The organism is Paraburkholderia caffeinilytica, assembly GCF_051027425.1.
GTDB classification, from domain to species: Bacteria; Pseudomonadota; Gammaproteobacteria; order Burkholderiales; family Burkholderiaceae; genus Paraburkholderia; species Paraburkholderia caffeinilytica_A.
Genome location: NZ_CP186553.1, coordinates 128,936 through 155,485, shown reverse-complemented (window position 1 = coordinate 155,485; position 26,550 = coordinate 128,936). Strand labels below are relative to the sequence as shown.

The window sequence follows — 26,550 nt, the reverse complement described above, 5'->3', positions numbered from 1 at the left end:
ATCGACAGCACGTGGCCCACGAAGGACCGTCGCGCGCCTTGGCGCGGTTATTCGCGGGCCACTCGTAAGCTAGTACCTACTGTCTCGAGCACACCGCGCTGCGCGTCGGCATCGCCTCTACTTCGACGCGTTGACCATTGACCTGAATGTCTCGAAGCCGCGGTTCAACGAGCTGAAAAGTCCCCTTCGTCAAGGCATCACGAACGGCAGCGCAGTCCGGTGCGATCGAAAACTTGCCCACCAGTTGCCAATCTCCATCGCCGGCCTGATCAAACACGTAGCCAATATTTCCGCTGTTCGGGAAGAGCACAACGTTAGATTTGTGATCGCCGGTCAGGTCGACGAGGTAAGCGTCGCACTTCACCGCGCCAAAGTTCAAGCAAGCGGGGAGCATCCACTTCTGCTCGACCTGCTTCCAGTCCTTCGAGAGAAACGACGCCGGAACCGGCTGCCCGGGCGTGCGCGACACGATGTTGAGGGCGAGTGTCGCGGCATCCGGATTGGCTGCGCCCAAAACGCCTTGAACGGGCTGACGTGCGGCCTGCGTGCTCAGTTCACGAACGGTCGCGGCATTCGCTACGCTGGTCTCCCCCTGCAGGCGCGCGAGTGCCTGCAATCCGTATCTCGCGGATCTGTACCGCAAGAAGCTGTAATCGAATTTCTCGGGTGCAACCTTGCTCGCAAGGAGACGGTCGACCTGGCTGTTCACCGACAGACGTGCCGGATCGGCCAACGGCGTGAATACCGCAACGAGGACAGCGACCGATACCCACGCCGTGATCACGTTCACGGGCGCGATCCTCGCGAGGGTGTCGGTGCGAGCAAGCGCCGCCCACGTATAGCCGATGGCATAGAAGTAAGCCACGAACGTTCCTGCACACGCCAAAATGCGGTGCGGCGTGAACCCATACTGCTCGATCCGCAGCGCGAGCGCGTAGGTTGCAAGTATCACCAGCACGGGAAGCATCAGACATGAAATTCTCATGCAGACACGCAGTACTCGCGGTGCGGGATCGGACCCTGGGCCGCCCTTGAAAACAGCGTTCACGAGAATAATTTTTAACGCCGCGACGCCGAGCAGGATCCACGTAGCAGACCGTGTGGCCCATAGCAATCCGAGTCCGGTGAACGGCAGGGAGGCGAGGAATCCGCCGACAATGACAACGAGGACCAGGAGCAACCACGAGAGCAGCGACAAGGCAAGCGTGCGCGAGCCCCGGATGATGTCCGGCCTTACATCGGTGATGTGCAGGGCTGACGCAAACGCCATCGCGCTCACGGGAATGTTGAACCACGATTCGCGCAGGAGTTGCTCGAGAAAATGCAACTTCAGCAACAGGAAAAGCGCGGCGCCCAGCCAGAGCACGAGAAAGAGCGCACAGACGAACAACCCTGACAGGCAAACCTGAAGCCCAAGTTTCCAGCTAAGTTCGAAGTACGATTCGTAGGGGGCGAACCACGACCTTGCAGCCTCGCCAGCGAGAATGAGGCAATACGCGATAAATACAATCTCGCCGCTGTAGAAGGTCACGGCCATTGACGGCAGTGGAACCCCGGCGTGGCCGAATGCTTGCACTCCGGCAAGCTCAGCGCCTGCCGATCGCCATGCGTCGTGATAGCCAAGGATTGCCACCACCGCGGCGAGCACGGCGGCCCACATCGCGAGCCGGGTCCCCCTCATTCGTTGCAGCCCCACGATGAACACGGGCGGGATGAGTAGGGTGACAAGAAGCAATGGGAAAAACAGAAGCGGGATCGTTGCGATGCCGCTGCGATTATGCGCAGCGTTCAAGAGCACATACAGTACCAATCCCTGGAAAATGCCGATGAGGACCCGTGGCGCGAAGAGATCCCGACCTGGAGCAGCCTGCAGCGTCCCCTGCTGATTATTGTGCATCCCCAACCCCCGTTCTCTCGAATATATTTTCTTTTACGGCCGCGCCGGCCTGATCTCGCACGCAAACGCCGTGTTCGAGTTCAAAGCCATTATATGCGACCGATCTGGGCCCCAGTGCCGGGGAGTAGACCTCCCACGGACCCGCCTCGCTCACTGACACATTTTGTGCGCCGCACCCAAAGTGCGAGCAAAAAGTATCAGCGGCTTCCGCCTTTTGCAGTGGCTGGGCATTGGCCGCGACCACTACAGTTCTCCTCACCGTACGCTTGCTCTGCTCCCAATCGCAGCGCCCGTATGGCGATACCAAAGAACATTCCAAAAGCGGAGACGAGCGTGAAACCCACTCAATTACTGACAGCTTGCGCGTTCCTGAGCGCAAGTTTTCCGATGCTGGCGACGGCACAGACCTGCAACGTGCCCGTGCTCAAGGTGCTGGCCCAGAAGAGCCTCGGCCTGACTGTCATGGAGAAGTCGCTGCCCGACTATGAAAAACGCAGCGGCACCAAGATTGAAATCAATTACTTTGGTGAGAACGATCGTCGTTCGAAATCACGACTCGACGCGTCGACGGGTGCCGGTTCCTATCAGATCTATTACGTCGATGAGGCGAACGTCGCCGAGTTCGCATCGGCTGGTTGGGTCGTACCGCTGCTGAAGTACTACCCGAAAGACGCCGACTACGACGACTTCCTGCCTGGCCGCCGCGCAGTGGCAAGCTATAAAGGCGTCGCGTATTTCGCTCCGCTGATCGGCGGCGGCGACTTCCTGTTCTACCGTCGTGACCTTCTTGAGAAAGCGCATCTCCCGGTGCCGAAAACGCTCGACGAACTCGTTGCGGACATCAAGAAGCTCAACGCCCCGCCCAACATGTACGGCTGGGTTGCACGCGGCCAGCGCGGCTCGGGCATGAACGTGTGGCGCTGGGCGCCGTTCATGCTCGCCGAGGGCGGCACATGGACCGACAAGAGCCAGGCGCCGGATTTCAATTCGCCGGCCGCGGTGAAGGCCACCCTACTGTATCGGGACCTCTTCAAATACGCGCCCCCGGGCGCGGCGACGTACGACTGGAGCAATGCGCTCGAAGCGTTCCGTTCCGGCAAGGTCGCGTTCATGATCGAATCGACGCCGTTCGCCGACTGGATGGAAGATCCCACCAAGTCTAGTGTCGCGGACAAGGTGGGATACGTCAGGCCGCCTGCACCGTTGCCGTCCGCTGCCTACGGTCACGGCCTCGCAATTTCTTCCGTCGGCGCCAAGGATGAATGCACGCGTCAGGCCGCAGGCAAGTTCATTGCCTGGGCGACGGGCAAGGATCAGGAACAGGCCCGCCTTCGCGACAACGTTTTTAGCGACTACAACCGCTCGAGCACGATCAAGAGCGATTACTTCCAGAAACACGTCAAACCGCAGATTCTCGCCGGCCTGAACGACACCAACCCCGTAACGAAGGTCACGATCTGGTCGAGCCCGCAGTGGCCGGACATCGGCGACAACCTCGGTATCGCGCTGGAGGAAGTGTTCACGGGTACGCAGCCGGACGTTCAGGCGACGTTGAACGACGCCGTTCAATACGCTCAGGATGCGATGGAACACGGCGCGAAGAAGTAGCGTGGGCGCCCCTTGCTGCACGCGGTGTGCACCAGGGGGCAACGCAGATCCAGTCGAGGTCTCACGCGAACACCAGGTTCGCGGACTCTACGCTGTTGGAGAAGTCAATGTTCAATCGGGGCAAAACCAGCCTTCCGTTCGTATTTCTTGGACCGCCGCTTGCCGTGATGGCGCTCCTCGGTCTGGTTCCTACCATCGCGGCAATCAACCTCGCGCTGAAGAATCGCGTGCTGCGCTACCCGGACAGCGAGTATGTCTGGCTGCGCAATTTTTCCCGGTTGTTCTCGGACAGGCGGTTCCTCAATTCCATCGAGGTGTCGGCGATCTGGGAATTCGTCACGGTGGTCGGCGCAGTCGCGGTCGGCGTGCTGATCGCGATCTATCTGTTCGAGCAGATCCATGGCCGGATGCGTAGCGTCATTTCGCTGTTGCTGATCGTGCCGGTGCTGCTACCGCGCGTGTCGGCGGCCTTCATCTGGAAGTTCATGTATTCGCCGCTCACGGGCATTCTTAGCTGGTTTCTGGGTCTGCTGGGCATCGACAACACGGCGTTTCTATCCGATCCGCACCTGGCGCTGTACGCGGTGGCGCTCGTCGACATCTGGCAGTGGGGGCTGTTCTTCGCGGTCGTCGTATTGAAACTGCTCGAGACGCTGCCGCCCGAACCACTCGAGGCCGCCCGGCTGGACTATGCGCGCACGTGGCAGGTCTACGCGTATATCGCGCTGCCGATGCTCAAGGTGCCAATCATGAGCCTCGTGTTCATCAAGATGGTCGAATCGCTGCGCTCGTTCGATCTGGTCTATGTGATGACTAAAGGCGGCCCTGGGATCACGACTGAAACCCTCGATATGTACGCGTATTCGCAAGGCATCGGCTTGTCCGGCAAGGTCTCCTACGCGTCGAGCATGGCGGTGTTGATGATGGTTGCGACCACGCTGATTTTCACTTTCATCTGGAAGCGGGTGAACAAATGGGAAGACTGATTTCGCGCAGCGCCGCATGGTCGTTCGGCGCTGCGCTCGCCATCGTGGCCGTGTTTCCGATCTTCTGGGCATTTCTCAACTCGCTGAAAAACCTGCTCGACATCGTCACGCCGACGCCGCGCTTCATCTTTACGCCGACACTCGACAACTACCGGCAGGTCGTGTCGAGCCCCGAGGTTCTCATCGGACTCGCCAACAGTCTTTCTATCGTCGGTTGTGCGGTCTTGCTGGGCGCGCTGCTCGGCGTACCCGCGGCTTATGTGATCGCGCGCTATCACGTGCCGGGCAAGCGCGACATCCAGTTCTTTCTATTGTCGCTGCGGTTCCTGCCACCGGTCGCGGTCGCTATCCCCTTGATCGCGATCTGGGTCGATCTTGGGTTGTACGACACGAAGCTCTCGATGGTGGTGACCTATCTGCTGGTCACGTTGTCGACCATCACCTGGTTGTCCATTCCGGTGTTCCAGCGTCTGCCACGCGAAGTCGAAGAAGCCGCCACGCTGGACGGCTACGGCCCGTACGGCGTGTTCTGGCGCATTGCGTTGCCGATCAGCGCCACCACGCTGATGGGAGGCATCGTATTCAGCTTCGTGCTGGTCTGGAATGAACTGATGATCGCACTCGCGTTGACGTCGTCGAGAAGCGCGACGCTGCCGGTGGTTGCCTCCGCGTTCACTTCGCTCGGGCAGGAGGTGCCGTGGGGCGTGATCAACGCGTCCACGGTCCTGCTCGCGCTTCCTCCGATTATTTTCGTCGGCGTGCTGAGCCGGCTGTTGAATTCAATGCTCAAAGGCAAGTAAGGAGATCGTTTTGAAAGCCCTCGTACTCGAAGAAGCGCGTCAACTCGCGCTGCGCGATATCGACTTGCCGCTCGAAGTCGGTCCTCGCGACGTCAAGATCAAGATTCATACGGTTGGCGTGTGCGGTAGCGACATCCATTACTACACGCACGGACGCATCGGACCGTTCAAGGTCGACGCACCGATGGTGCTCGGTCACGAAGCATCCGGCACGGTGGTCGAAACCGGCAGCGAGGTCACGCATCTGCGTGTAGGCGACCGCGTTTGCATGGAGCCGGGCATTCCGCAATTCGACTCACCGGCGACGATGCGCGGCCTGTACAACCTGGACCCTGCCGTGCGCTTCTGGGCCACGCCGCCCATTCACGGTTGCCTGACGCCTTATGTCGTGCATCCGGCGGCGTTCACCTTCCGGCTTCCCGACAATGTGTCCTTCGCGGAGGGCGCGATTGTCGAACCGCTATCCATCGGGCTGCAGGCCGCCAAGAAGGCCGCGATGAAACCCGGCGATGTCGCGGTTGTAATCGGTGCTGGGACGATCGGCGCGATGACCGCCTTGGCGGCATTGGCGGGCGGCGCATCGCGTGTCATTCTGGCCGACATGGTCAAGGAAAAACTGGCGCTCTTTGCCGGCAATCCGGCGGTGACAACCGTGAATGTGCGCGAGCAACGTCTCACCGATGTCGTCCGTGAAGTCACCACGGGTTGGGGTGCCGACGTCGTATTCGAAGCGAGCGGCAGCACGAAAGTCTACGACGACCTGTTCGACCTGCTCTGCCCAGGTGGCTGCGCGGTGCTCGTCGGCATGCCGGTCGACCGCGTGCCGCTCGACGTCGTCGCCATGCAGGCGAAGGAAGCGCGCCTCGAATCGGTGTTCCGCTACGCGAATGTGTTCCCGCGCGCGCTGGCGCTGATCAGCTCGGGCATGATCGACGTGAAGCCATTCATCTCGCGCAAGTTCGCGTTCGCCGACGGCCTCAAGGCGTTCGAAGAGGCCGCAGCAGGCCGCCCGAACGATGTCAAAATCCAGATCGAGATGGACTGAACCATGGCCAAAATCGTCTGCAGAGGTCTCACGAAACGTTACGACGGCGGGCCGCCGGTGCTGCACCCACTCGATATGGAAATTACCAACGGCGAGTTCGTGGTGCTGCTCGGCCCATCCGGATGTGGCAAGTCCACGATGCTTCGCATGATTGCGGGTCTCGAAGGTATTACCGGCGGCGACCTGGCAATCGGCGACACCATCGTGAACGACTTGCCGGCACGCGAGCGTAACGTCGCGATGGTGTTCCAGAACTACGCCCTGTATCCGCACATGACGGTGTATGACAACGTCGCGTTTGGTTTGCGTCGATTGAAGGTACCGGCTGCGGAGATCGATCGTCGCGTGCGCGAAGTCGCTGCGATGCTGAACCTCGACGCGCTGCTCGATCGCAAACCGCGCGCCATGTCCGGCGGCCAGCAGCAGCGCGCTGCGATCGCCCGGGCGATGATCAAGACACCCGAGGTATTCCTCTTCGATGAGCCGCTGTCCAACCTCGACGCAAAACTGCGAGCCCAGTTACGAGGCGATATCAAGCGGCTACATCTGCGCCTGAAGACCACGACGGTATATGTGACCCACGACCAGCTCGAGGCCATGACGCTCGCCGACCGCGTGATCCTGATGCGAGGTGGGCGGATCGAGCAGGCCGGCACGCCATCCGATCTCTACCATTTCCCGCATACGCTGTTCGCCGCGGGGTTCATCGGCACGCCCGCCATGAATTTCCTGTCCGGGACGGTCGAGCGAACGGGTGAAGCCTGCTTCGTGCAGGTGCAGAACCAGCGCTGGGCGCTCGCCGGGCCACGTTTCGCAGGACTGCAGGCCGGTCAGGCGGTGAAGCTGGCGATCCGGCCGAACTATCTGAAGGTGGCGTCTGCGGACGACGAGGCTGGCTCGCTAAAACTTCGCGGCAAAGTGGAGCTGATCGAACTGCTGGGTGCGGAGGCGCTGGTCACGTTCGAATTCGCCGGCGAACGCCTGGCCGCCCTGGTGCCGGCGGATGACCTGCCCGAACTGGATAGCGTGGTAACGTTTCAGTTCAAAACCGCTGATCTGCACGTTTTTGACGCCCAGACGGAGCAAAACGTTTCATTGCCCGTTTCCCAGGGCAGCAGAACAACACTCGCCGGCCCGCCACATCAAGGCGCGAGCGTGCAGGGAGCGGCTTTGCATTAACACAAGAAGACGCGGCGTCGAGACAGCCGGGAAGGAGAAGCGGTATGAATCCAGATCTGGAGTTGGTGCACACGCGACGGGACGAGTCGTTCCGTGCCTGGGTGCATGACTATCCGCATACGGTGGCGAAATGGCACTTTCATCCGGAGTATGAGATTCACGTCATCCGGGCGTCGACCGGCAAGTTTTTTGTCGGCGATTTCATCGGCGATTTCGCGCCGGGCAACCTGGTGATCACCGGACCGAATTTGCCGCACAACTGGATCAGCGAAGTCGGCGAGCGCGACACCGTGCCGTCACGCGACGTGGTTCTCCAGTTTTCGCGTGACGCGGTTGAACGCATGGCGGCCGCGTTCACCGAATTGCACCCGATCGTCGGCCTCGTCGACGATGCGGCACGCGGCATCCAGTTTCCGGATGCGGTGGGTCTGGCCATTGCGCCCATGATGCTGGAGCTTGCGGTTTCACACGGTTGCCGCCGCGTCGAATTGTTGATGGCGATCTTCGACAGGTTGTCGTCATGCACCGAGCGCACCCTGCTGGCTGGACCCGCATACGACGTCAACGCGCATCGCTACATGCAGTCCACGATCAACCAGGTGCTCTCGTACATTCAACAGAACCTCCCGGGCACCTTGCGCGAAGCGGATGTCGCCGAGCTTGCCGGCATGAGCGTCAGCACATTCACACGCTTTTTCCGGCGACACACCGGGTGCACGTTTGTGCAGTACCAGAACCGGCTGCGGATCAACGAAGCGTGTGAACTGCTGATGTGTTCGACGCTCAGCGTGACGGAGATCTGCTACCGCGTTGGCTTCAACAATCTGTCGAACTTCAATCGTCAATTCCTTTCAACGAAGGCGATGCCGCCATCGAAGTTTCGCGCGCTGCATCAGCTTAACGAACACATGATCGCGGCTTGACGTTTTGCTTCGGCAAGACGAGCCCGCCGCAAAAACCAGGACGACACTCTTGACCTTCCTTGGAATCGACCTTGGGACCTCCGAGGTAAAAGCGTTACTCACAGACGACGAATCGCACACGATCGCCACCGGCAGTGCACGGCTCGAAGTCGAGAAAATTCATCCTCACTGGTCCGAACAGAGTCCGCAGGCGTGGTGGCACGCCACACTGGATGCCATCGCGCAGGTACGGGCATCGAATCCCGCGGGCTTTTCGGCGCTACGCGGGATTGGGTTATCCGGACAGATGCACGGCGCGACCCTGCTCGATCGCACCGGACAGGTGTTACGCCCGGCGATCCTGTGGAACGACACCCGGGCGTTTGCCGAATGTGTGGAGCTCGAAGCGCTGGTTCCGGAGTCGCGCTCGATTACCGGCAACCTGGCGATGCCGGGTTTCACCGCACCGAAACTGCTCTGGCTGTCTAAATACGAACCGGCCGTGTTCCGCGCTGCGCACAAGGTCCTGTTGCCGAAGGATTACGTCGCGTGGCGGCTAACGGGCGAGTTCGTCTCCGACATGTCCGATGCGTCGGGCACGCTGTGGCTCGATGTAGCGAAGCGTGACTGGTCGGACAGGATGCTCTCCGCGACCGGTCTTTCGCGTGAGCATATGCCGCGGCTGGTGGAAGGTAGCGAGGCGGCGGCACAGTTGAACGAATCATTGCGGCGCGAATGGGGTATTGCTGACCCTGTGCTTTTGTGTGGTGGTGCGGGTGATAACGCGGCCAGTGCGATCGGTATGGGTGTCGCCGAGGCCGGTAGTGCGTTTCTGTCGTTGGGTACGTCTGGTGTGCTGTTTGCCGGGACAGACAGGTTTGCGCCGAATCCCGCGCAAGCGGTGCATGCGTTTTGCCATTGCTTGCCGGATCGGTGGCATCAGATGAGTGTGATCCTGTCGGCGGCTTCGAGTCTCGCGTGGTTGTCGGAGGTGCTTAAGAAGGACGTCGCCGAGCTTGCGGGTTTGGCTGAGAAAGCGGATGTGCGAGACGCGCCGCTGTTTCTGCCGTATCTGAGCGGCGAGCGTACACCTCACAATGATGCAAATGCTAAGGGTGTGTTTTGGGGACTAACGGGTGCTCACGGTGAAGCCGAGCTTGCGTATAGCGTGATGGAAGGTGTGGCTTTTGCGATGGCCGATGGTTACGCGGCGCTACAAGGTGCCGGGACGACGTTGGAGACGGCGTCCTTTATTGGCGGTGGGTCGCGTAGCCGGTTCTGGGCGAAGCTTTGTGCAACGGCGACCGGGGTTGCGATGCGCCGTCATGATGGTGGAGATGTCGGTGCCGCTTTGGGTGCGGCGCGGCTTGCGCGGTTGGCGGTGACGGGGGAGAACGTTGCGGAGGTGTGCGCGGCTCCGGCAACGATTGAGGTATGTGAGCCGGATGCAGGGCAGCGAGCGATGATCGGGGATCGGCTTGCGCGGTATCGCAGGATATATGGAGCGCTTAGGGACGAGTTTTCCAGGTGAATGATGGCTATCTGCGGTTGACGCAGACGTTGGAGCGTCCGCGTCACTCTGTGGATGAACGGCCGAGGATGGCCGTTCACGGCGGTACTGAGACGGAGGAGGATCGTCTCAGTGCGTGGATCTTTGAGCAATTCAGATGCACCACCCTGCCACCTGGCGGCCTTTCCTTATCGCGCCTGGTGTGGCGTGACAATGTGCTGCTGTCATGCGTCGACTATTCATCGAGGGAAGCCCAGCCGTCGGCAGCACTTTGTCCTTCATTAAAACCGGGTGCCTTCGCAATCGGCAGCATTCCCTCGACCGATTTGATCACCTCGCCAATGCACCCTGGGCAGCGACTGGCCCAGTATGATGGCAATAGCATCACCGCACATGCAGGCTAGGAGCCCGTGCACCGCATGTGCCCGGCGAAGCCCAAAGCATCACGCCATTCAACCGATCTATCGCGCGAGATCGCGCCACTCCGAGGAGTTACCCATGCCGCTCGCCTCCGCCACTGCTCGTCTTTCCGCCGACGCGCCCGACTACGTCGTCGCCATCGAGGCTGGCCGCCACCCGCTGACGGGCGACGAAGGCCCCCACGAAGGCGGCCAGGATCGCGGCCCCGCGCCATTCGCGTTCGTGCTGTCCGGGCTTGCCGCGTGCACAGCCGCCACGCTGCGCATGTACATGCAGCGCAAGACGTGGCCGGCCGCCACGATCGCCGTTGAGGTCAGCCTGCATGCTGATCACGACGGGAACCAGTACATCCGTCGCGGTGTGGCGGTCGAAGGACCGCTCGAAGAGGCGCAACGCGCGCGCCTTGCCGAAATCTGCGAAAAGACGCCGGTCACGCTCTTCATCAAGCGAGGCACGCGCATCGACACGACGCTGCGCATTGCATGACGCAAGCGCAGTGCCACTGCTCGTCGAAAATACCGCGCCTGTATTTCTTCGCGGGCTTATATCAATTCACGCGGGTGACGCTGGGACATCCGCCAACGGGGGCTTACTGCTTCGCCAACGCGAATGCATAAAGCTTGTGGTTATCACCGGCATACGGCAGCCCGAGAACCTTGGTGTGATAGCCGGAGCCCCAGTAAACCGTTCCGTCGACGATCGCCGCACCGGACACGACCGCGCCGCCGCTCTCGAAGCTCCACTTTATTTCGCCGGAGGCGGCATCGAGCGCATACATGTTCGCGCCACTACCTGCGAGCGAGCCAGCATAAACGATGCCGTTAGCTTCGGACATGGCCATGGTGTCCATCATGTCCTGCGGATCGGCAGTGCGCCAGAGCACCTTGCCCGTTGCGGCATCAACCGCTGCCCACACGCCGCCCTTGGTCGTCGTCTTGCCCGGCGGCGAGTTGACGGAGATGGGCTCGTGATTCAGGTTGCCGATCGACACATAGATACGCTTGCCGTCGGCGGCCGTGCCCCACAGCATGCCACCCAGCAGACTGCCGGGACCGACCTGGGTATGCCATACGACCTTGCCCGTCTTCGGATCGAGTGCCCAATAGACGCCGCTCTTCGCGCCGGCGCCAAGCAGCGTGCGCTTGTGGCCGGCGACGGTCGCCGTATAGAGGTTAGGCCCCGAACCGAAGTCGTAATCCGGGCCATCGTCGTGGTCATAGTTCGTCGACATGTCGGCTGCCAGCGTGCGGGTGGCCCACGCGATCTTGCCCGTCTTCAGGTTGAGCGCAACGAAACTGTCGATGTGATTGGTCGCCACGTCCGACTTGCAATTGCTTTGCCCCGGATATCGGCAAACACCCTCCGGCACGGAAAAATTGTTGCCGGTCGTGACGTACAGCAGGCCCGTCCGATGATCGACGACGGGTGTGTTGCCCCAGACCGAACCGCCCGTATAGCCCTCGGGCACCATGTATGTTTTCCACAGCAGTTTGCCCGTGGTCGCGTCGAGCGACACGACGCTCCCGCGATACGTGGGCTTGTCCTTGAGCGCCTCGGCCCGCGACGATACCCCCACATAGATCACGCCGTCGTCGATGACAGGCGAGCTGGTGATGATGGCGCTCGGGTCCGTTTCCACCTGGGTGCGCCACAGCGGCGAACCGTCTTCGGCCTTGATGCCCAACATGTAAGCGCCAGTTGGATTGTTGGCAACCTGCGTGCCCTGGCCAATCACGAGCATCCCCTTCCAGTATGCGGGGCTGGTGCGCGATGCGTCGTTGGGAATCTCGCTATAGTCGCTTACCTTCTTGTGCCATTTCACCTGTCCGCTTGCGGCATCGACGGCCCACAGCGAGCCGCCGAAGTCCGGCACATAGACAACCCCATCGACCACCGTCGGCGTGGCGGAAACGTTTCCATCCGTCTCGACCGACCAGCGCGGCGCAAGCTTCGCCACATTGTCCGGCCGAATCGTGTGCTCGCCCTGCGCGCTACGCGTGTTGTGCAGATTCTGTCCGCCCATCGGCCAAGCCCCCGTGCCTTGCGCCACGGCGGAAGACGCGGGTATGACGCCCGCCGTCAGCGCAACGGCTGCCACGATTGCCGGAATGCGCCAGCGCAGTTGCGAAGGCCGATGAGCGCCTTTTCGATTGAACGCCTGTTCCATTTCCTTCTCCGAGAGACGTTTGACTGCATTAGCTATTCACGAGCGACATCGTGACTTCAAAGCCTGGACTAAATTCGTTAAAACAGTATAGGACGCAGTAGCGGGAATCCGGTCGCATCGCGTACGCGACCAGGTTGCCATACGTGTCAGTCATCTTCTTCATCGGGCACCTCGGCTCGTGCGATGAGTGAAGACTAGAAATTGGACGGCTGCCACGGTAGATCGTCCGGCCGTACACAGTGTTCTATCGAAGGAACGATCAACGTGCGGCCCTCAGCCGGTCATTCCATGACGAAACATCACTCGTCTTTCTGTATGTGTTCCGCGAAATAGTCGATCAACAGACGCACGGCGGGCAATAGACCCCTGCGTGACGGAAAGACGGCATGAACCAGCCCCCCTTTGGGTCGCCAGCCCGGCATCACGTCGACCAGCGTCCCTTTTGCGAGCGCATCCTCGACGACCATGTACGGCAACTGCACGACGCCCACGCCTTTCATGCCCGCCTGCCGAAGCGCGGTCATGTCGTCGGTGATGTAGCGCGGCGCATGACTTACGCGCGCTTCTGTTCCGTCCGGGCCGACGAGGGCCCACACATGATCGCGCTGCGGCCCCCAATCGAGGCTCGGCATGCCCACCAGATCCGCCGGATACGCGATTTGCCCGTGCCGCTCCACGAACCCAGGCGCTGCAACCAGACGCTGCGGACTCCCGGACAGCACACGCATGACGAGGCCGCTATCTTCGAGCGGCGGGAAGCGAACGCGCAGCGCGAGATCGAGACCTTCGCCAAGCACGTCGACCCGGCGATTCGTTGCGTCGAGAAGAATCTGCACCTTCGGGTATTGCGTCATGAAGTCGGCGACCAGATTGCCGATGCGGTACGCGAGTAGCGTCGTGGGGCAACTCATTCGCACCACGCCTTGAGGTTCGGACAACCTGCGCTCCATCACCTCGCGGGCGGCATCGGCTTCCACGAGCACCGCGACACAGCGTTCGTAGAACTCCCGTCCTGTCTCCGTCATCGAGAAATGTCGCGTGGACCGGTTGAGCAGACGAACGCCATATCTCGCTTCGAGTTCTGCGATGCGGCGGCTCAGCTTGGACTTGGGCATGTTGAGCGCCCGCCCCGCCTGCGTGAAGCCGTGGTTGTCGACCACTTTCACGAAATAGTAGATGTCGTTCAGGTCGTCCATGACTGTTCCTTCGGCAGAACAATAACGGCATCTTAGAGCATTGAAGCGCACGCGGGATCGTCATTGTTCCGCTCATAGAACACAGTCGGCTTTTTTCTGGGGCTGGAGGCCGGTTCGCCGACCGCATAGCATTGCCGTTGCATGCAGATCGGATGCATCACGCGTCGATCACCGGGATCCCCTTCCACTTACCGCAGTGCTTCGGAGACAAACATGGCAAGCGAACCGATTCGCGACCCCGCGAACGATCATCTTCTGACGCCGCAGAACGCGGCATTCATCGTCATCGATTACCAGCCGGTCCAGGTGAATTCCATCGCATCGATGGATCGTCAGCTGCTGATCAACAACATCGTGGGCGCCGCGAAGGCGGCAATTGCATACAAGCTGCCAATCGTCCATTCGACGGTCAACGTGAAAACCGGTCTCAACAAGCCGCCCATCCCGCAACTGCGCGCGGCGCTTGGCGACTATCCGACTTACGATCGCACCAGCATCAACTCGTGGGAAGACGTCGAATTCCGCAAGGCGGTCGAAGCAACCGGTCGCAAGAAGTTGATCATGACGGCGCTCTGGACGGAGGCCTGCCTGACCTTCCCCGCGCTCGATGCGCTGGCGGCGGGCTACGACGTCTATGTGGTCGTCGATGCTGTCGGCGGCACCTCCGTCGCTGCGCACGAGGCCGCGTTGCGCCGTATCGAACAGGCGGGCGGCAAGATGATCAGTGTCGCCCAGCTGTTCTGCGAGCTGCAGCGCGACTGGGCACGCGGCGAGACCGTCCCCGCGTTCATCGACCTGTTCATCCAGACGGGCGGCACGGCCGGCATTCAGTTCTCATACGACAAGGACTGACGTGTCACGCGCGCGGCCGGTTGCGGCACCCCGTCCGCGCGCATCCGCACGAAGGAAGCGATTCCCATGAAGAAACAGGCCGCGTCGACACGCCTGGCGGGCTGCGCGATCGCGGCACTTTTCCACGCCGACGTGTACGCCCAGAGCAGTGTTGCATTGCAAGGCATGATCGACGGCGGGGTCACCTATGTGAACAACCAGCATGGCCGCGCAGTCACGCTGTTCGACAGCGGGATCTTTGCACCCAACACGTTGACGTTCGATGGAAGCGAGGATCTCGGCGGCGGCACGAAGGCCGTATTCAATCTGACCTCGCAGTTCGATCTCGGCAGCGGCGCAACCATCCCGGGGGCGGCCCAGATTTTCAATCGAACGGCCTACGTGGGTTTGTCCGATGAGCGGCTCGGCGCCGTCACGTTGGGCAACCAGTACGACTTCATGTTCGACACGTTGACGCTCGGTCTATTCGACGGCGCGTTCCTGTTCGGCGGCCTTTATGACTTTCGCCAGGGACCATTCAGCGCGCTGGGCGTGCCGAACAATCCGACCGGCTCGTTCGATTTCGACCGCCTCGCCGGCGCAACGCGCGTGGCGAACGCGCTCAAGTATCGCAGTCCATCCTTTGCAGGATTCAGTGTTGGCGCGCTGTATGGTTTTGGCGGCGTTGCCGGTTCGTTTTCCGCCAATTCGACTATCAGCGCGGGCATGAACTACGACAACGGCCCGCTTGGCGCCGGGGTCGCCTACACCGAGGCCAGATATCCCGAACTGGGTAACGGTCATGACGGAATCCGCAACGTTGGAGCCGGCGCGCATTACCGGTTCGGCAACGTGCTCGGCATGCTGCTGTACACGAACACGAAGAATACGGCGAGCGGAGCAAAGATCGACGTCTACAAGGCGGGCACGTACTGGACAATCTCAACGGCCTGGTCGGCAGGACTCGACTATCAGTACATGAAGGGAAACGATGTGCTCGATAACAATAAGGCGCACCAGATCACCGCCGCGGTGCAGTACCACTTTTCGAAGCGGACGATGGCGTATGTCGAGACCGTCTATCAACGTGCCAGCGGCGACTCCGCAACGACGCAAGCATGGATCAATGGACTGCTTCAACCGGGCGCGGCCGCCAGCAACCGTTCACAGACGCTCGCACGCATCGGCTTGCAGACGAAGTTCTGACAACGGCGCGGTGCGCTTCGCACCGTTTCATCGTTCTATCAATGAGACACAGAAGGCAGCGCTCTGCCTCTACCGCTGCCATCGTCCCGTGACTACTCTGTATTCATGCAAACGAGGCCACTGGCCTTTCAACAGGAATATCGACGATGAAGAAGATTCTCGGCACTTACGGTAACGCCAACTCACATTGGGTCGGCGACGGCTTTCCGGTACGCACGCTGTTCTCGCATCACACGATGGGCCCCCATCTGAGCCCGTTCCTGATGCTCGACTACGCGGGCCCGAAGCACTTTGCACCGACGGCGCGCCGTCAGGGTGTCGGACAGCACCCGCACCGTGGCTTCGAAACCGTGACCATCGTGTATCAAGGCGAACTGGAGCACCTCGATTCGACGGGCAGCGGCGGCAAGATCGGTCCCGGCGACGTGCAGTGGATGACAGCGGGCGCGGGAATCCTGCATGAGGAATTCCATTCGCGCGCGTTCGCGAAGACAGGCGGGACGCTCGAGATGGTCCAGCTTTGGGTCAATCTTCCCGCGAAAGACAAGATGGCTGCGCCTGGCTATCAGAGCATCGTGGCGGGCGAGATTCCGTCCGTCGAGCTGCCGGAAGGCGCCGGACTTGTGCGGGTGATCGCAGGCAACTACGCGGGCAACGACGGGCCGGCGCACACCTTCACGCCGATGGACGTCTGGGATGTGAGGCTCAACGCAGGACGTGGCGCAACGCTGACGCTGCCGGCGGGCAGGACGCTCGCGCTCGTCGTGCTGCGCGGCCAGGTGCGGGTCAATGGCGACGAGCGGGTCGTCAGCGACGCGCAACTGGTTCTGCTCGAGCAGGAAGGCACTGACGTTCATCTCGATGCCATCAGCGATGCAACCGTGCTGGTGTTGAGCGGCGAGCCCATCGACGAACCCGTTGCCGCGCATGGTCCCTTTGTGATGAACACGACCGAAGAGATTCGCCAAGCGGTAGAGGACTTCAACGGTGGGCGTTTTGGATCGATGGCTGCGACGAACCAGCGGACCATAACGCACTAGGCGTTGCCAAAGTATTGGCCCATCCCGGGCATTGAGCGTGCTTAGCTGGTGGAAAATCCGAAGGTGGCGCGCCGCGCAAGAACATGAGCCGTCAACGGCGTCGCTGATCGATCCAATTTCGACCATGACGGGCTCCTGTTCGAGTGGAGCGGCCACCTGAATGACCATGCGAACGCTCTGTCGAGCGGCCGCTCCTGGGCAAAGCCGGGTTGGGCTTCTACCGCGGCCTCAGAACTTGTGTACCAGGCCGACCCCGATGCCGCGCGTGTCGGTACCGGGAGTGACAGCAAGGCCCGAATAGGCGGTGCCGGAGAGCGTGTATGGCGCCTGATTCCTGTTCTGGATAAAGCCGGCCGCTGTATAGAGCTCGGTCGATTTAGACAGCGAGTACTCGAAAAGCAGGCCCAATTGCTGCGCATTGTTGCCCGCACCCGTGCGGTCGTACAGGTAACCGTACATCAGCGAAAGCAAAGCAAACGGCGAGAGCTGATACGAATCCGATATCTGGTAGACATCGTGCTGCTTGTATTTCGGCGTATTGGTCAGGTTCTCCGTGTGATAGGCCAGCCAGATGCGGTTCGCACCGATCGCATACGACGCCCCCGCGTTGAACACGCTAAAGACCGCGCCAGGACCAGCGGCGGCACCGCCCGCCAATGTATAGCTGCCACCCGCTCCAACGCCAGGCTCGTCTCCCCGCTCATAGCCGGCCGCCACATTCAATGGCCCGTTGATGTACTGGACGACAACGTTGTAGAACCCTATACCGTTGCCCGACCCGGTCGTCGAATCGCGCAATGCCACCATGAATTTGGCATTCAGCCCATCAAACGTGGGCGTGTAGTAGGAAATACCATTGTTCGCGCGGATGATCAGGCCGTTGAAATTATTCATGGGCGACGCGATGCTTTTAACCCAGGACGGATCCATTGCCGCCTGCAGGACGTCGTATTGCGGCGAATTCTGCAAGCCGAAGCGGACCTCGCCGAATCCGCCGGACAGGCCGACGTACGCCAGACGATTAAAGGCTTCGGCCGAGTTTGTTGCCGCACCTGTCTGACCGGAGAAGGCTTGCTCCAACTGGAAATTGACGTGCAGGCCGCCGCCGATATCCTCGCTGCCCTTAAAACCGTAACGTGTCGCGAAGAGCCCGCCGGGTACCGCACGGACCGCCGAATTGTTGCCGCTCGAACTTTGATAGACAAAACCGTTGTCTATCACGCCATAGAGTGTGACCGTTGACTGCGCGAACGCGGTAGAAGCGGACGCGCAGGACAAGACTGCGCCGGATGCGAGAGTGATCAACCTTTTCATGCGAGAACTCCACTTTTATCCGCATCGGAATGCCGATGCTTTTATAGATTTATTTAGTTTGTATAACTAATATAAATGCAAAATTTGGAGAATATCGATCGTACCGATGCGTTGAGATACGCCGCGGTCCTGGTGATAGTGGGGCGGTTTCGGGGCGTCCGTTGGATTGTTGTTTTTCAGATCGGAAGCCGGTAATGGCGGGGCAAACTAGCGGCCTTAAGTAGTTCCGGTGCTCAAGGTTATCTCCTTTGACTGATTGTATTTTTTGCGTGGCCGATGTCGATTTCGCGGAAAAACGTATCGAACATCATTGCGCAAGATTAATCGCGCGGGAGGCAATGGGTCCATGTATAAAACTTAGATTGGGTGGCATTTTTTTACTTGCAACCGGGCTGGGTAAACCAGTAACGACCGGGCGAACCGTGCGCAGGTTCGCGGACGGTCTATGCGTGCAAAACGGATTCGCGGTTCGCGGCCCCAGCTATTTTGTGTGATGGGAACTTGCCTAGAGCGCCTCGGGATGTACGGATGGCGTCAGCTGTGATCGGCGGCACGCGACCCATAAGGGACCTTCGGTTTCCCCCAGAGCGGTCGTTCGGCATAGTCGATTCCATGCTAACTAGCGATCTGCGCGGCTACGGTGTCCGTCACGAATTCCCCGCCATTGGACACCTGAGAAGCCAGACGGGCTGGAGCAGATATTCGAACGCCCCCATCAAAGTCCCCAAGTCATAGATGCATCGCAGCTATTGCCTCGCAATTTAGCAACGATTGACTTCAGCGGATACCGCCTGCAGATGGGTAGTCAGGGGTATCGGCAATTGAGGTGTCGATGCCTTGCCACCTGAAGTAGTAAACGCCAATGACAATGCATATCACGCAGATCGCCAATGCTGCTCCGATCATTTTCTTAGTTGGACGACTCATGAATCGAGCTCCATAGTTAGCCCTGGTAGCAGTCGCATTGTCGCCAAGTCAGGTGCAATGGTCCAGCGCTCGCGAGCGACCGCTTTGTAGAAAGTCGAGCGTCTCAAGTAGGTCGGCTACGGAAGTTCGGCGCAGGTCGGTGGCCAGCCTCGTCGGCGGTGGTTATTTGTCTCAGTGCGACCCTAATCTACCCTTTCCTGGAGGGGTCGTGAACGTCCCCAATGGGTCCGATGCGGGCCCTTCAGGCTCCATGTAAGAGCCGCTCAGCAATGTTCCCTTGAACAGTCAGTAGATTGCGCTGTTTTGCGCAAATGCGCGCTCTACAAGGCACCAAGGGGGATTTTCAGATAACGCGTGCCGTTGTCTTCCGGTTCAGGCAATGAGCCTGCACGAATGTTGACCTGGACAGCCGGAAGAATGAGCGTAGGCATGTCAAGCGTCCGGTCGCGTGCAGTGCGCATCGCGACGAACGTATCTTCCGAGTTGCCATCATGCAGATGAATATTGCCTTTGCGCTGTTCAGCCACTGTGGTTTGCCATTGTGGTTGACGCGACTGTGGCGGGTAATCGTGACACATATAAAGCCGGGTCTCGTCAGGCAACGACAGCAGCTTACGTGCTGAGCGATAAAGCATATGCGCATCACCACCCGGAAAATCACACCTTGCGCTACCTACGTCCGGCATGAACATCGTGTCGCCGACAAAAACCGCGTCTCCGATCTGATACGCCACGTCAGCCGGCGTATGCCCTGGCGCATGTATAGCATGCGCACTCAGCTCGCCGATCTGGAACGTCTCGCCAGCGGTGAACAGATGATCGAACTGCTGACCATCGTCCGGCACGTGCGCACCCAGGTTGAAGACGCGCTTGAATACACCCTGCACTGCGCGAATGCTCTCGCCGATGGCAATCCTTCCTCCCAGTCGCGTCTTCAGATATTGCGCTGCCGACAGATGGTCCGCGTGGGCATGCGTTTCCAGCAGCCATTCGACACGTAACCCATGTGCCCGCACAAATTCCACGACCTTGTCGGCCGATTGAGTCGAGATACGGCCGGCCTTCGGGTCGTAGTCGAGCACCGAATCGATCACGGCACACGCAGAGCCATCGCCAGCGTGAACGGCATAGGTAACGGTGCAGGTGGTCCGATCAAAGAACGCTTCTACCAGTGGCTTCATCGCGTGTTCCAGTCAGTACATTGAAAAATAATATATATTTTAATATAATGATGGTCAACCTGATTGTCAGGTAAAAGGACGCCGATCAATGGGCACACCGTTATCTCCCGCCGCGCTCGACTCGCTGCGGCAATCCGCGACGAAATGCTGCGCCCTCCTCAAAGCCATGGCGCAGGAAGACCGTCTGCTGCTGTTGTGCCAACTGATCGAAGGCGAACATAACGTTGGAGAACTGGAAGAGGCGGTCGGCCTTCATCAACCGAGCCTTTCGCAACATCTTGGCGTGCTGCGCGAAGAAGGCCTTGTCAGTACGCGGCGAGAGGGAAAGTACATGTACTACAGTCTCGCGAGCGCCGAAGTCTTAAGCATCATGGAGACGTTGTCGAACCTCTATTGCGGCAAAGTCAAAGGACGCCGGAAATGAGCATCGACCTTGCTCACTTCACGCCGCTTCCCGCACTCGCCGGCGGCGTGCTGATCGGTCTCGCGGCAATGCTGCTTGTGCTCGGGAACGGCCGTATCGCCGGCATCAGCGGGATTCTTGGCGGCCTGCTCGACACAACATCCAGCGATCATGCCTGGCGCGCAGCATTCGTGCTTGGGCTCTTTGCCGCGCCCTGGATATTCAAGCTTTTCACGGCACTGCCGGTCGTCGCGATTACGTCATCGCCGCCTGTGCTCGTTGTGGCCGGTCTGCTCGTTGGCATCGGCACCCGCTATGCGTCCGGTTGCACCAGTGGTCACGGCGTATGCGGCCTTTCACGCGGTTCGGTCCGCTCGCTTGCGGCCACCGCGACGTTCATGGCAATAGGCTTTTTGACCGTTTTCGTTACCCGCCATCTGCTGGGGCTTTGACATGCTGATTCTCAACGCGCTGCTGGCCGGTCTGATATTCGCCACGGGACTGATCGTTTCCGGCATGGCCAACCCTGCGAAGGTGCTGGGTTTTCTCGATATCGCGGGTAACTGGGACCCGTCACTGGTCTTCGTCATGGCCGGCGCGATCGCAGTTGGCAGTGTCGGCTTCGCGATAGCACGCAGGCTCAAGCGGAGCCTGTTCAACGCACCCATGTCGCTGCCGACCGCGACGCACATTGACCGCCGCCTGCTTGCTGGTAGCGCCATGTTCGGTGCCGGCTGGGGCCTGGCAGGATTCTGCCCGGGACCGGCTCTCGTGAGCGCCGGAAGCGGTGAGTTTAAAGCGATGCTGTTCGTCATCGCCATGCTCGTCGGCATGAAGATTTTCGCGTTGGTCGAACAACGCGTTACCCAAACCAACTGACCGTAACCTCGCACACGTTCGTGTGTGCGGCCGCCCGATGAGTTGAACGCAGAACGTTACGGCGGTCGTCTCATATTCGCCCAAACCCGGACGGCCAAGAAACTTGTCTGAGTGGCTGAAACTGGCCGCACTGAGCCTGACGACGACTCGCTCAGGTCGACCCGAAGCGGACCTTGCAATTCGCTCCAAACTGACGCCACTTCGCTACAGCGACCAATGCTTCATTTCTCAGTCTCAACTTAGGGTGCGAGTTCGAAATTCACGTTAATGACACCGCCTTCAGTCGATATCGACTTGGTCTCGTGTGGCGCTGGCCCCTGTTCCTGGCATGATAGGATGCTTTCCGTTTCATACGACTGTCGACGGCAAAGGTTGTCAATGGACACTTCGCTTAGGCCATCTGCACGAATGAAGGTTAGGCCGCTTATCCCAACCTTACCCGCGTTTTCGCCTGGAATGAATATGGCGAGGTAAGTGCCAAAGGGCTGCCAATTGCACCTGCCCGGTTTGTATCGGTCAAGATAGAATCTGACTGAAAATTCACGATCCCCCTTCGGCACCCGAACATAATCATCAGTAGTCTCCGCAATGTCCGGCGCGCCCGCAATGCGCCCCCAAATTGTTTGGGACTGGCACTCCCGATTTGTAGTCCCATAGGCGACGCCAAGCCATAATTCCAGGTCAGAAGCCTTTTGACCACGGATGACAAGAATGTGCTGAGGAGAAGGATTATTCGTGGGCCGATCAAAGGATCTATTTTGTTGACCTTCAACGTGCGATTGGAACTGCGTGGGCGCTGCCGTGCATTGCGCGGATACCAATGCTGCTAATGCAAACAAGACAGCGCTGCATTTAATTTGTCTCAGGTTCACGGCAAAGCCCCCAGGGTTGTGAAACCAACGTGGCCGGAATACTACACCGCACGGATCGAGCGTCTTCTGTAGGAAAGCGAACGTGCTTTTTACACGAGCTTATCTAACTCCATCGTTAATGCAGCCAGCCGCTTCTGGCCGCGCACGCGCCCTATGCCGAATGGATAAAACGGCTCGCGATAGATCAGTCTCGGCGACGTGGAATCTCAGGTGCCACCAATCGGTGACTGTTGCCCCATCCTTTCAAATACTGCCTATGGGTAGTTTGAAGCGGAAAATTCCACTGCAACGGACCAGATAGGTCAGTGCCATTTGCCAGTTGTGCCTGTTCGATCCTCCGGTATGCCTCGCATATCATGCTCTCTTCTGAAAATCGCTTACGATAGTCACCAGCCACTGCGGCGTCAGCCGACGTGTATCTGTTCCGACTTTTATCACCCAGGAAATGGGCTATGTGCAGATTCGATCTGCCAGCAATTCGATGAGTGACACCATACAAGCGCCTCTTTCCATCCTCTTCGTCGACGACGACGAGATGTCGCGCAACCACTTCGCACGCGCAATCCGTGAAGACTACTGTGTGCGTATCGCCCAAAGCGTAGACGAGGCAGTAACCGTGCTGCATGAGCACGCAGCGGAGATTGCCGTACTGGTGACTGATTTCCGCATGCCGGGGCGCCGTGGGGATGATCTGCTGCGTCAGGTCGCGCGGGAGTATCCGCAGATCGTGCGGATACTGGTGACCGCCTATGCCGACAAAGACATGCTGTTGCAAACGGTCAATACCGGTGACGTATTCCGCATCCTCGAAAAGCCGCTTCGGGTCGAAACGGTGCGCGAGGTCTTGCGGGAGGCAACCGCACGCTATACCGAGCGGGAAACGCGTCAACAGCGCCTATTGGCCATGGATGAGACGCTTGCTTTCCTCGCCCATGAACTGAATACGCCCTTGGCAACGATCTCGCTTTTTGCACGTGCAGTCGAAACCGACGTTGCTGAGCAATACGATCCGGAGCGTCAAAGGGCGATCGGCCAGGCGGCAATGTCGATGCAGAACAACGCGCAATACTGTCTGACGCTGATCTCATCTTTCTGGGCGGCCGTACACAGGAACGGAGGCCAGCCGTTCGCATCGGGCGCTGGAACGCGTAAGGTCAAGGCGGCACAATTGATCACTACGTTGCTCGATACCTATCCGTTTACCGCCTCGCAGGGCGACTGGATACAGGTCGACGTGCAAGGGGATTTCGTCGTGCACTCAATGCCAAATTGCGTCGCACTCGTACTCTCTTCGCTATTGTCCAACGCGTTGCGTGCGCTCGACGGTACAACCGCGCCTTCGTTGCGCTTCGAGGTCGTGGATACCCCCGAACCTGAGATCCGCATTCGCGACAACGGCCCAGGGATTGCACCAGAGGTCAAGGCGCGTCTGTTGCAGGACCCCGTCACGACCTACGCAGGGTCGGGCGGCCACGGCATGGGCATGATCTTCTGCAACCGCATCATGCAATCTTTAGGTGGACGCCTCGGAATCGAATCCACCTTGGGTGCGGGTACCACAGTAACGATGAGTTTTCCCCGCTTCAGAAGCTGAACGCGCATCGCAGATGCTGAAGATCCACCCGACGGCTACCCACCGCTCAGCACGTCCCGATGATCGCGACGTGCGTTCGCCGAAGCGAAATACGTTTGCAGCGCGTCGGCTGAGCGCTCGCCCAACATGCAAATCCATTCAAGCCAGTCCGGCTCTAAAGGCCATTCGCCTCCAACCACACGCGGATAAATCTGCCTCGTGAACTGGTACAGCGCCTTTGCCCCGATATTGCCGCTGATGCCAAGAAGGCGGTGCAATGCATCGTGTGTCGATTCGAGGTCGCGAGCCGTCACACTGGCTGGGAGTCGCGCCACGAGCAAGCGAATCTGTTCGATGCCGTTAAGAAACGACTGATCCAGCAAATCAAGCGTCACCAGCTCTTCGAGATGTTTCTCGTCGAGCAAGCTCGCTTCAGGGACGGTCGCGAGCTTTCCGGTCGAGCCAGCCGAGGTTTGCGATAAATCCGCCTTCGCTGAAGCAGCCAATGCACGTTGCTGGGCAAATTGTCTTGCAAGCGAGGCATACAGGGAACTGACCTGCACCGGTTTGATCATGACCTCGTTCATTCCCGCAGCAAGGCATGCCTGCACGGCGTCCATATCGGATTGGCTGGTCAAGGCAATGATGGGGACTTTGGCATACGAGTCGGCACGATTGCGAATCAACGCCGTCACTTCCACTCCGCCCATACCTGGCATATTCAGATCCATCACGATGGCATCAATGGCGTCGTTCTCCTCCAGTCCGGCCAGCACAGCCTGCCCATGTTCGGCCTCGACGACGCTTGCGCCGCATCGCTCCAGATAGCCTTTGGCAACCAGCCTGCTGTAGGTGTCGTCGTCCGCCACCAGGATAGTTTTGCCAGCGAACCCGTCGAATCGCTCGGTCAGATGATGCCGGCTACCGTTTTCGAAGAGTGTCTGCAGGGTGCTGATCAATTCCACGACGCTGCAGGATTTGCTGATGAGTTCGTCCATGCCGGCTCGCCGCGCGAGAACGCGCGCCACATTGCTGGGCTCTACCGTATAGGCGACGATCAGAACATTCCAGTTGGGATCCTGATGACCGGCGCGGATTCTTTCGCTGGTCGTGTAGCCATCCAGAACCGGCATGTTGATGTCCATCAGCACAAGATCCCACGGTACTGCCTGTCGAAGCATGCGCAGCGCCGTCTCGCCGTTTGCCGCCTCGTTTACGTCCGCACCCACCTTCGAGAGCGCGCGACGGATTCTCGCCCGTTGGCCGGCATCGTCGTCGACAATGAGAATGCGCTTCCCGTTGAGAAATGGCGTGGCGCGTTCAAAGATCCTGTGCTCATGGTCCACGACTTCGCTTTCCTGAACGGCCGGAAATTGCAGTGTGAATTGGGTGAATTTCCCGACTTCCGACCGGCAACTGACGGTGCCGCCGAAAGCGCGCATCGCGCGCTGGCAATAGGCCAGTCCTAACCCTGTGCCCGCCGAATTTCCCGCTGTACGGAAGGGCTCAAACAGATGCGGCAGGATGTCCGGCGAAATCCCTGGGCCCGTGTCGTGAACGATAACCGACTGCCGGTCGATCGTGAGTGTGAGCGTTGCCGAAGGATGCGTGGCAATGTGGTGGAGCGCGTTCTTGATCAGATTGAACAGGGTGAAAAGATAGACGGTCTCGTCGACTTTGAAAGTGAAATCTTCCAGCACCACGAGTCTGACCTTGCTACGCTCTCTTTCATCGCCGAAGCCGTATTCGTCCAGCGCTTTACGTGTGGTATTCGCCGCACTCAGGTAGGCGAGGTAATCTGAGCGAATAGGTTTCGCGCCGACCTCGTCCAGCGTCATCGCGATGATGCGCAGGCCTCGCTCAATCGATAATTGGCCGTGGGCGACATGACGATAAAGCAGCGCTGCATTGTCGTGGGCCAACGCCGGCGACCGGTCGGATTCCGCCGTTCCAGGCAGCGCTTCTTCCACGCGATCAAGAACGTGTTTCAGCTGGCTGAGGGGATTACGCATTTCATGGGCGATCGAGCCCGCGAGGGCCTGCAAAGCCCGGTTTCGTTCGACAAAGATGCGCCCTTTGCTGATCGCATAGCTAAAGGCCATGCTGCACAGGACGACGACGGGCAACACGGCGAGATCCGACTGGTTGGCCGCGCTTAGAACGATCGGAGCCGGTGAGGTAACCACCGCGGCCAGCGTGCCGGAAAAAATACCGATCCCTATGCAGGCCATCAGTAAAAGCGGGTTATCGATGCACAGCGCCATGATGAAAAGCATCATGACCTCGGTCATCATCCACATAGTGGAGAATGAATTCCTGATCGCGAGGAATGTACAAACAAATGGCAATACGTAGATCAGGCAGCAATGCCAGTAGATCAGCAGGTAATTGTTAAATCGCTTGGGCCAGCGTGCCTGAAAAATCAAGGGAATACAGATAACCGCAGCACTCAACCGGAGGAAAAGGTTGTCGTACGGCTGCGGCAGGACATAGGTCCAGACGACGTAGTAAATGGGGTGGCACAGGAGGCCCAGTATGCCCCCCCATCGAATTGCAAGCCTGCTTCGTTCCAGCAAATCCCGCATGCTCTCGCGCGGCATCACCATCTGGCCTC

General features: G+C 59.6%; 22 protein-coding genes. 15 read left to right on the top strand and 7 right to left on the bottom strand.

Annotated elements, in window-relative coordinates; genetic code table 11:
* Positions 1–76: 76 nt before the first annotated feature.
* Positions 77–1,897, bottom strand: a complete 1,821-nt coding sequence (locus ACOSV0_RS21190) for a DUF4153 domain-containing protein (RefSeq protein ID WP_434113285.1) — start codon at positions 1,895–1,897, stop codon at positions 77–79.
* 387 nt (positions 1,898–2,284) lie between these two features.
* Here ACOSV0_RS21190 and ACOSV0_RS21185 point away from each other — a divergent pair, with 387 nt between their 5' ends.
* The 8 genes from ACOSV0_RS21185 to ACOSV0_RS21150 all read left to right on the top strand — a co-directional run bounded on the left by ACOSV0_RS21185 (position 2,285) and on the right by ACOSV0_RS21150 (position 10,833).
* Entirely contained in the window at positions 2,285–3,505 is a 1,221-nt protein-coding gene (locus tag ACOSV0_RS21185) for an ABC transporter substrate-binding protein (RefSeq protein WP_054035651.1), read from the top strand.
* A 107-nt stretch (positions 3,506–3,612) separates the two neighbouring features.
* A complete protein-coding gene (locus tag ACOSV0_RS21180; RefSeq protein WP_434113283.1) occupies positions 3,613–4,491 on the top strand; it encodes a carbohydrate ABC transporter permease in 879 nt (292 codons plus the stop codon).
* On the top strand, positions 4,479–5,291 hold the full coding sequence (locus ACOSV0_RS21175) for a carbohydrate ABC transporter permease (RefSeq protein ID WP_434113281.1): 813 nt from the start codon (positions 4,479–4,481) through the stop codon (positions 5,289–5,291). Before ACOSV0_RS21180 ends, ACOSV0_RS21175 begins: the two co-directional genes overlap by 13 nt.
* A gap of 10 nt (positions 5,292–5,301) precedes the next feature.
* Positions 5,302–6,336: an NAD(P)-dependent alcohol dehydrogenase gene (locus tag ACOSV0_RS21170; RefSeq protein WP_434113279.1), complete on the top strand. Its 1,035-nt coding sequence runs from the start codon at positions 5,302–5,304 to the stop codon at positions 6,334–6,336.
* Positions 6,337–6,339: 3 nt separating this feature from the next.
* Entirely contained in the window at positions 6,340–7,515 is a 1,176-nt protein-coding gene (locus ACOSV0_RS21165; protein ID WP_434113277.1) for an ABC transporter ATP-binding protein, read from the top strand.
* Between the two features lie 44 nt (positions 7,516–7,559).
* Positions 7,560–8,438 (top strand): AraC family transcriptional regulator, encoded by an 879-nt coding sequence (locus tag ACOSV0_RS21160; RefSeq protein WP_434113275.1) that lies wholly within the window; start codon positions 7,560–7,562, stop codon positions 8,436–8,438.
* 49 nt (positions 8,439–8,487) lie between these two features.
* Complete coding sequence (gene xylB / locus ACOSV0_RS21155; RefSeq protein ID WP_434113273.1) at positions 8,488–9,948, top strand: xylulokinase; 1,461 nt, start codon at positions 8,488–8,490, stop codon at positions 9,946–9,948.
* A 477-nt stretch (positions 9,949–10,425) separates the two neighbouring features.
* Positions 10,426–10,833, top strand: a complete 408-nt coding sequence (locus ACOSV0_RS21150; protein ID WP_434113271.1) for an OsmC family protein — start codon at positions 10,426–10,428, stop codon at positions 10,831–10,833.
* 103 nt (positions 10,834–10,936) lie between these two features.
* On the opposite strand, the gene ACOSV0_RS21145 is transcribed toward ACOSV0_RS21150, so the two are convergent.
* Complete coding sequence (locus ACOSV0_RS21145; RefSeq protein WP_434113269.1) at positions 10,937–12,514, bottom strand: PQQ-binding-like beta-propeller repeat protein; 1,578 nt, start codon at positions 12,512–12,514, stop codon at positions 10,937–10,939.
* Between the two features lie 299 nt (positions 12,515–12,813).
* Positions 12,814–13,710 carry a LysR substrate-binding domain-containing protein gene (locus tag ACOSV0_RS21140; RefSeq protein WP_434113267.1) on the bottom strand — a complete coding sequence of 299 codons (897 nt, stop codon included), beginning with the start codon at positions 13,708–13,710 and terminating at the stop codon, positions 12,814–12,816.
* A 213-nt stretch (positions 13,711–13,923) separates the two neighbouring features.
* Between ACOSV0_RS21140 and ACOSV0_RS21135 the strand changes: the two genes are divergently transcribed.
* The 3 genes from ACOSV0_RS21135 to ACOSV0_RS21125 all read left to right on the top strand — a co-directional run bounded on the left by ACOSV0_RS21135 (position 13,924) and on the right by ACOSV0_RS21125 (position 16,787).
* Entirely contained in the window at positions 13,924–14,562 is a 639-nt protein-coding gene (locus ACOSV0_RS21135) for an isochorismatase family protein (protein WP_434113265.1), read from the top strand.
* Between the two features lie 66 nt (positions 14,563–14,628).
* On the top strand, positions 14,629–15,747 hold the full coding sequence (locus ACOSV0_RS21130) for a porin (protein WP_434113263.1): 1,119 nt from the start codon (positions 14,629–14,631) through the stop codon (positions 15,745–15,747).
* Positions 15,748–15,893: 146 nt separating this feature from the next.
* Positions 15,894–16,787, top strand: a complete 894-nt coding sequence (locus tag ACOSV0_RS21125; protein ID WP_434113262.1) for a pirin family protein — start codon at positions 15,894–15,896, stop codon at positions 16,785–16,787.
* Between the two features lie 228 nt (positions 16,788–17,015).
* Here ACOSV0_RS21125 and ACOSV0_RS21120 read toward each other — a convergent pair whose 3' ends face one another.
* The 3 genes from ACOSV0_RS21120 to ACOSV0_RS21110 all read right to left on the bottom strand — a co-directional run bounded on the left by ACOSV0_RS21120 (position 17,016) and on the right by ACOSV0_RS21110 (position 20,209).
* Positions 17,016–18,101: a porin gene (locus tag ACOSV0_RS21120; RefSeq protein ID WP_434113260.1), complete on the bottom strand. Its 1,086-nt coding sequence runs from the start codon at positions 18,099–18,101 to the stop codon at positions 17,016–17,018.
* Positions 18,102–18,878: 777 nt separating this feature from the next.
* A complete protein-coding gene (locus ACOSV0_RS21115) occupies positions 18,879–19,028 on the bottom strand; it encodes a hypothetical protein (RefSeq protein WP_434113258.1) in 150 nt (49 codons plus the stop codon).
* Between the two features lie 320 nt (positions 19,029–19,348).
* Positions 19,349–20,209 carry an MBL fold metallo-hydrolase gene (locus tag ACOSV0_RS21110; RefSeq protein WP_434113256.1) on the bottom strand — a complete coding sequence of 287 codons (861 nt, stop codon included), beginning with the start codon at positions 20,207–20,209 and terminating at the stop codon, positions 19,349–19,351.
* Between the two features lie 88 nt (positions 20,210–20,297).
* On the opposite strand from ACOSV0_RS21110, the gene ACOSV0_RS21105 reads away from it, so the two are divergent.
* The 4 genes from ACOSV0_RS21105 (at position 20,298) to ACOSV0_RS21090 (ending at position 23,957) form a co-directional block, all read left to right on the top strand.
* Entirely contained in the window at positions 20,298–20,633 is a 336-nt protein-coding gene (locus ACOSV0_RS21105; protein ID WP_434113254.1) for an ArsR/SmtB family transcription factor, read from the top strand.
* Positions 20,630–21,064, top strand: a complete 435-nt coding sequence (locus ACOSV0_RS21100; RefSeq protein ID WP_434113252.1) for a YeeE/YedE family protein — start codon at positions 20,630–20,632, stop codon at positions 21,062–21,064. Before ACOSV0_RS21105 ends, ACOSV0_RS21100 begins: the two co-directional genes overlap by 4 nt.
* 1 nt (position 21,065) lies before the next feature.
* Positions 21,066–21,491: a DUF6691 family protein gene (locus tag ACOSV0_RS21095; RefSeq protein ID WP_434113250.1), complete on the top strand. Its 426-nt coding sequence runs from the start codon at positions 21,066–21,068 to the stop codon at positions 21,489–21,491.
* A 1,353-nt stretch (positions 21,492–22,844) separates the two neighbouring features.
* Entirely contained in the window at positions 22,845–23,957 is a 1,113-nt protein-coding gene (locus ACOSV0_RS21090; protein WP_434116042.1) for an ATP-binding protein, read from the top strand.
* A 35-nt stretch (positions 23,958–23,992) separates the two neighbouring features.
* Here the strand turns inward: ACOSV0_RS21090 and ACOSV0_RS21085 are convergent, their stop codons facing one another.
* Positions 23,993–26,542 carry an ATP-binding response regulator gene (locus ACOSV0_RS21085; RefSeq protein ID WP_434113248.1) on the bottom strand — a complete coding sequence of 850 codons (2,550 nt, stop codon included), beginning with the start codon at positions 26,540–26,542 and terminating at the stop codon, positions 23,993–23,995.
* Positions 26,543–26,550: the final 8 nt, after the last annotated feature.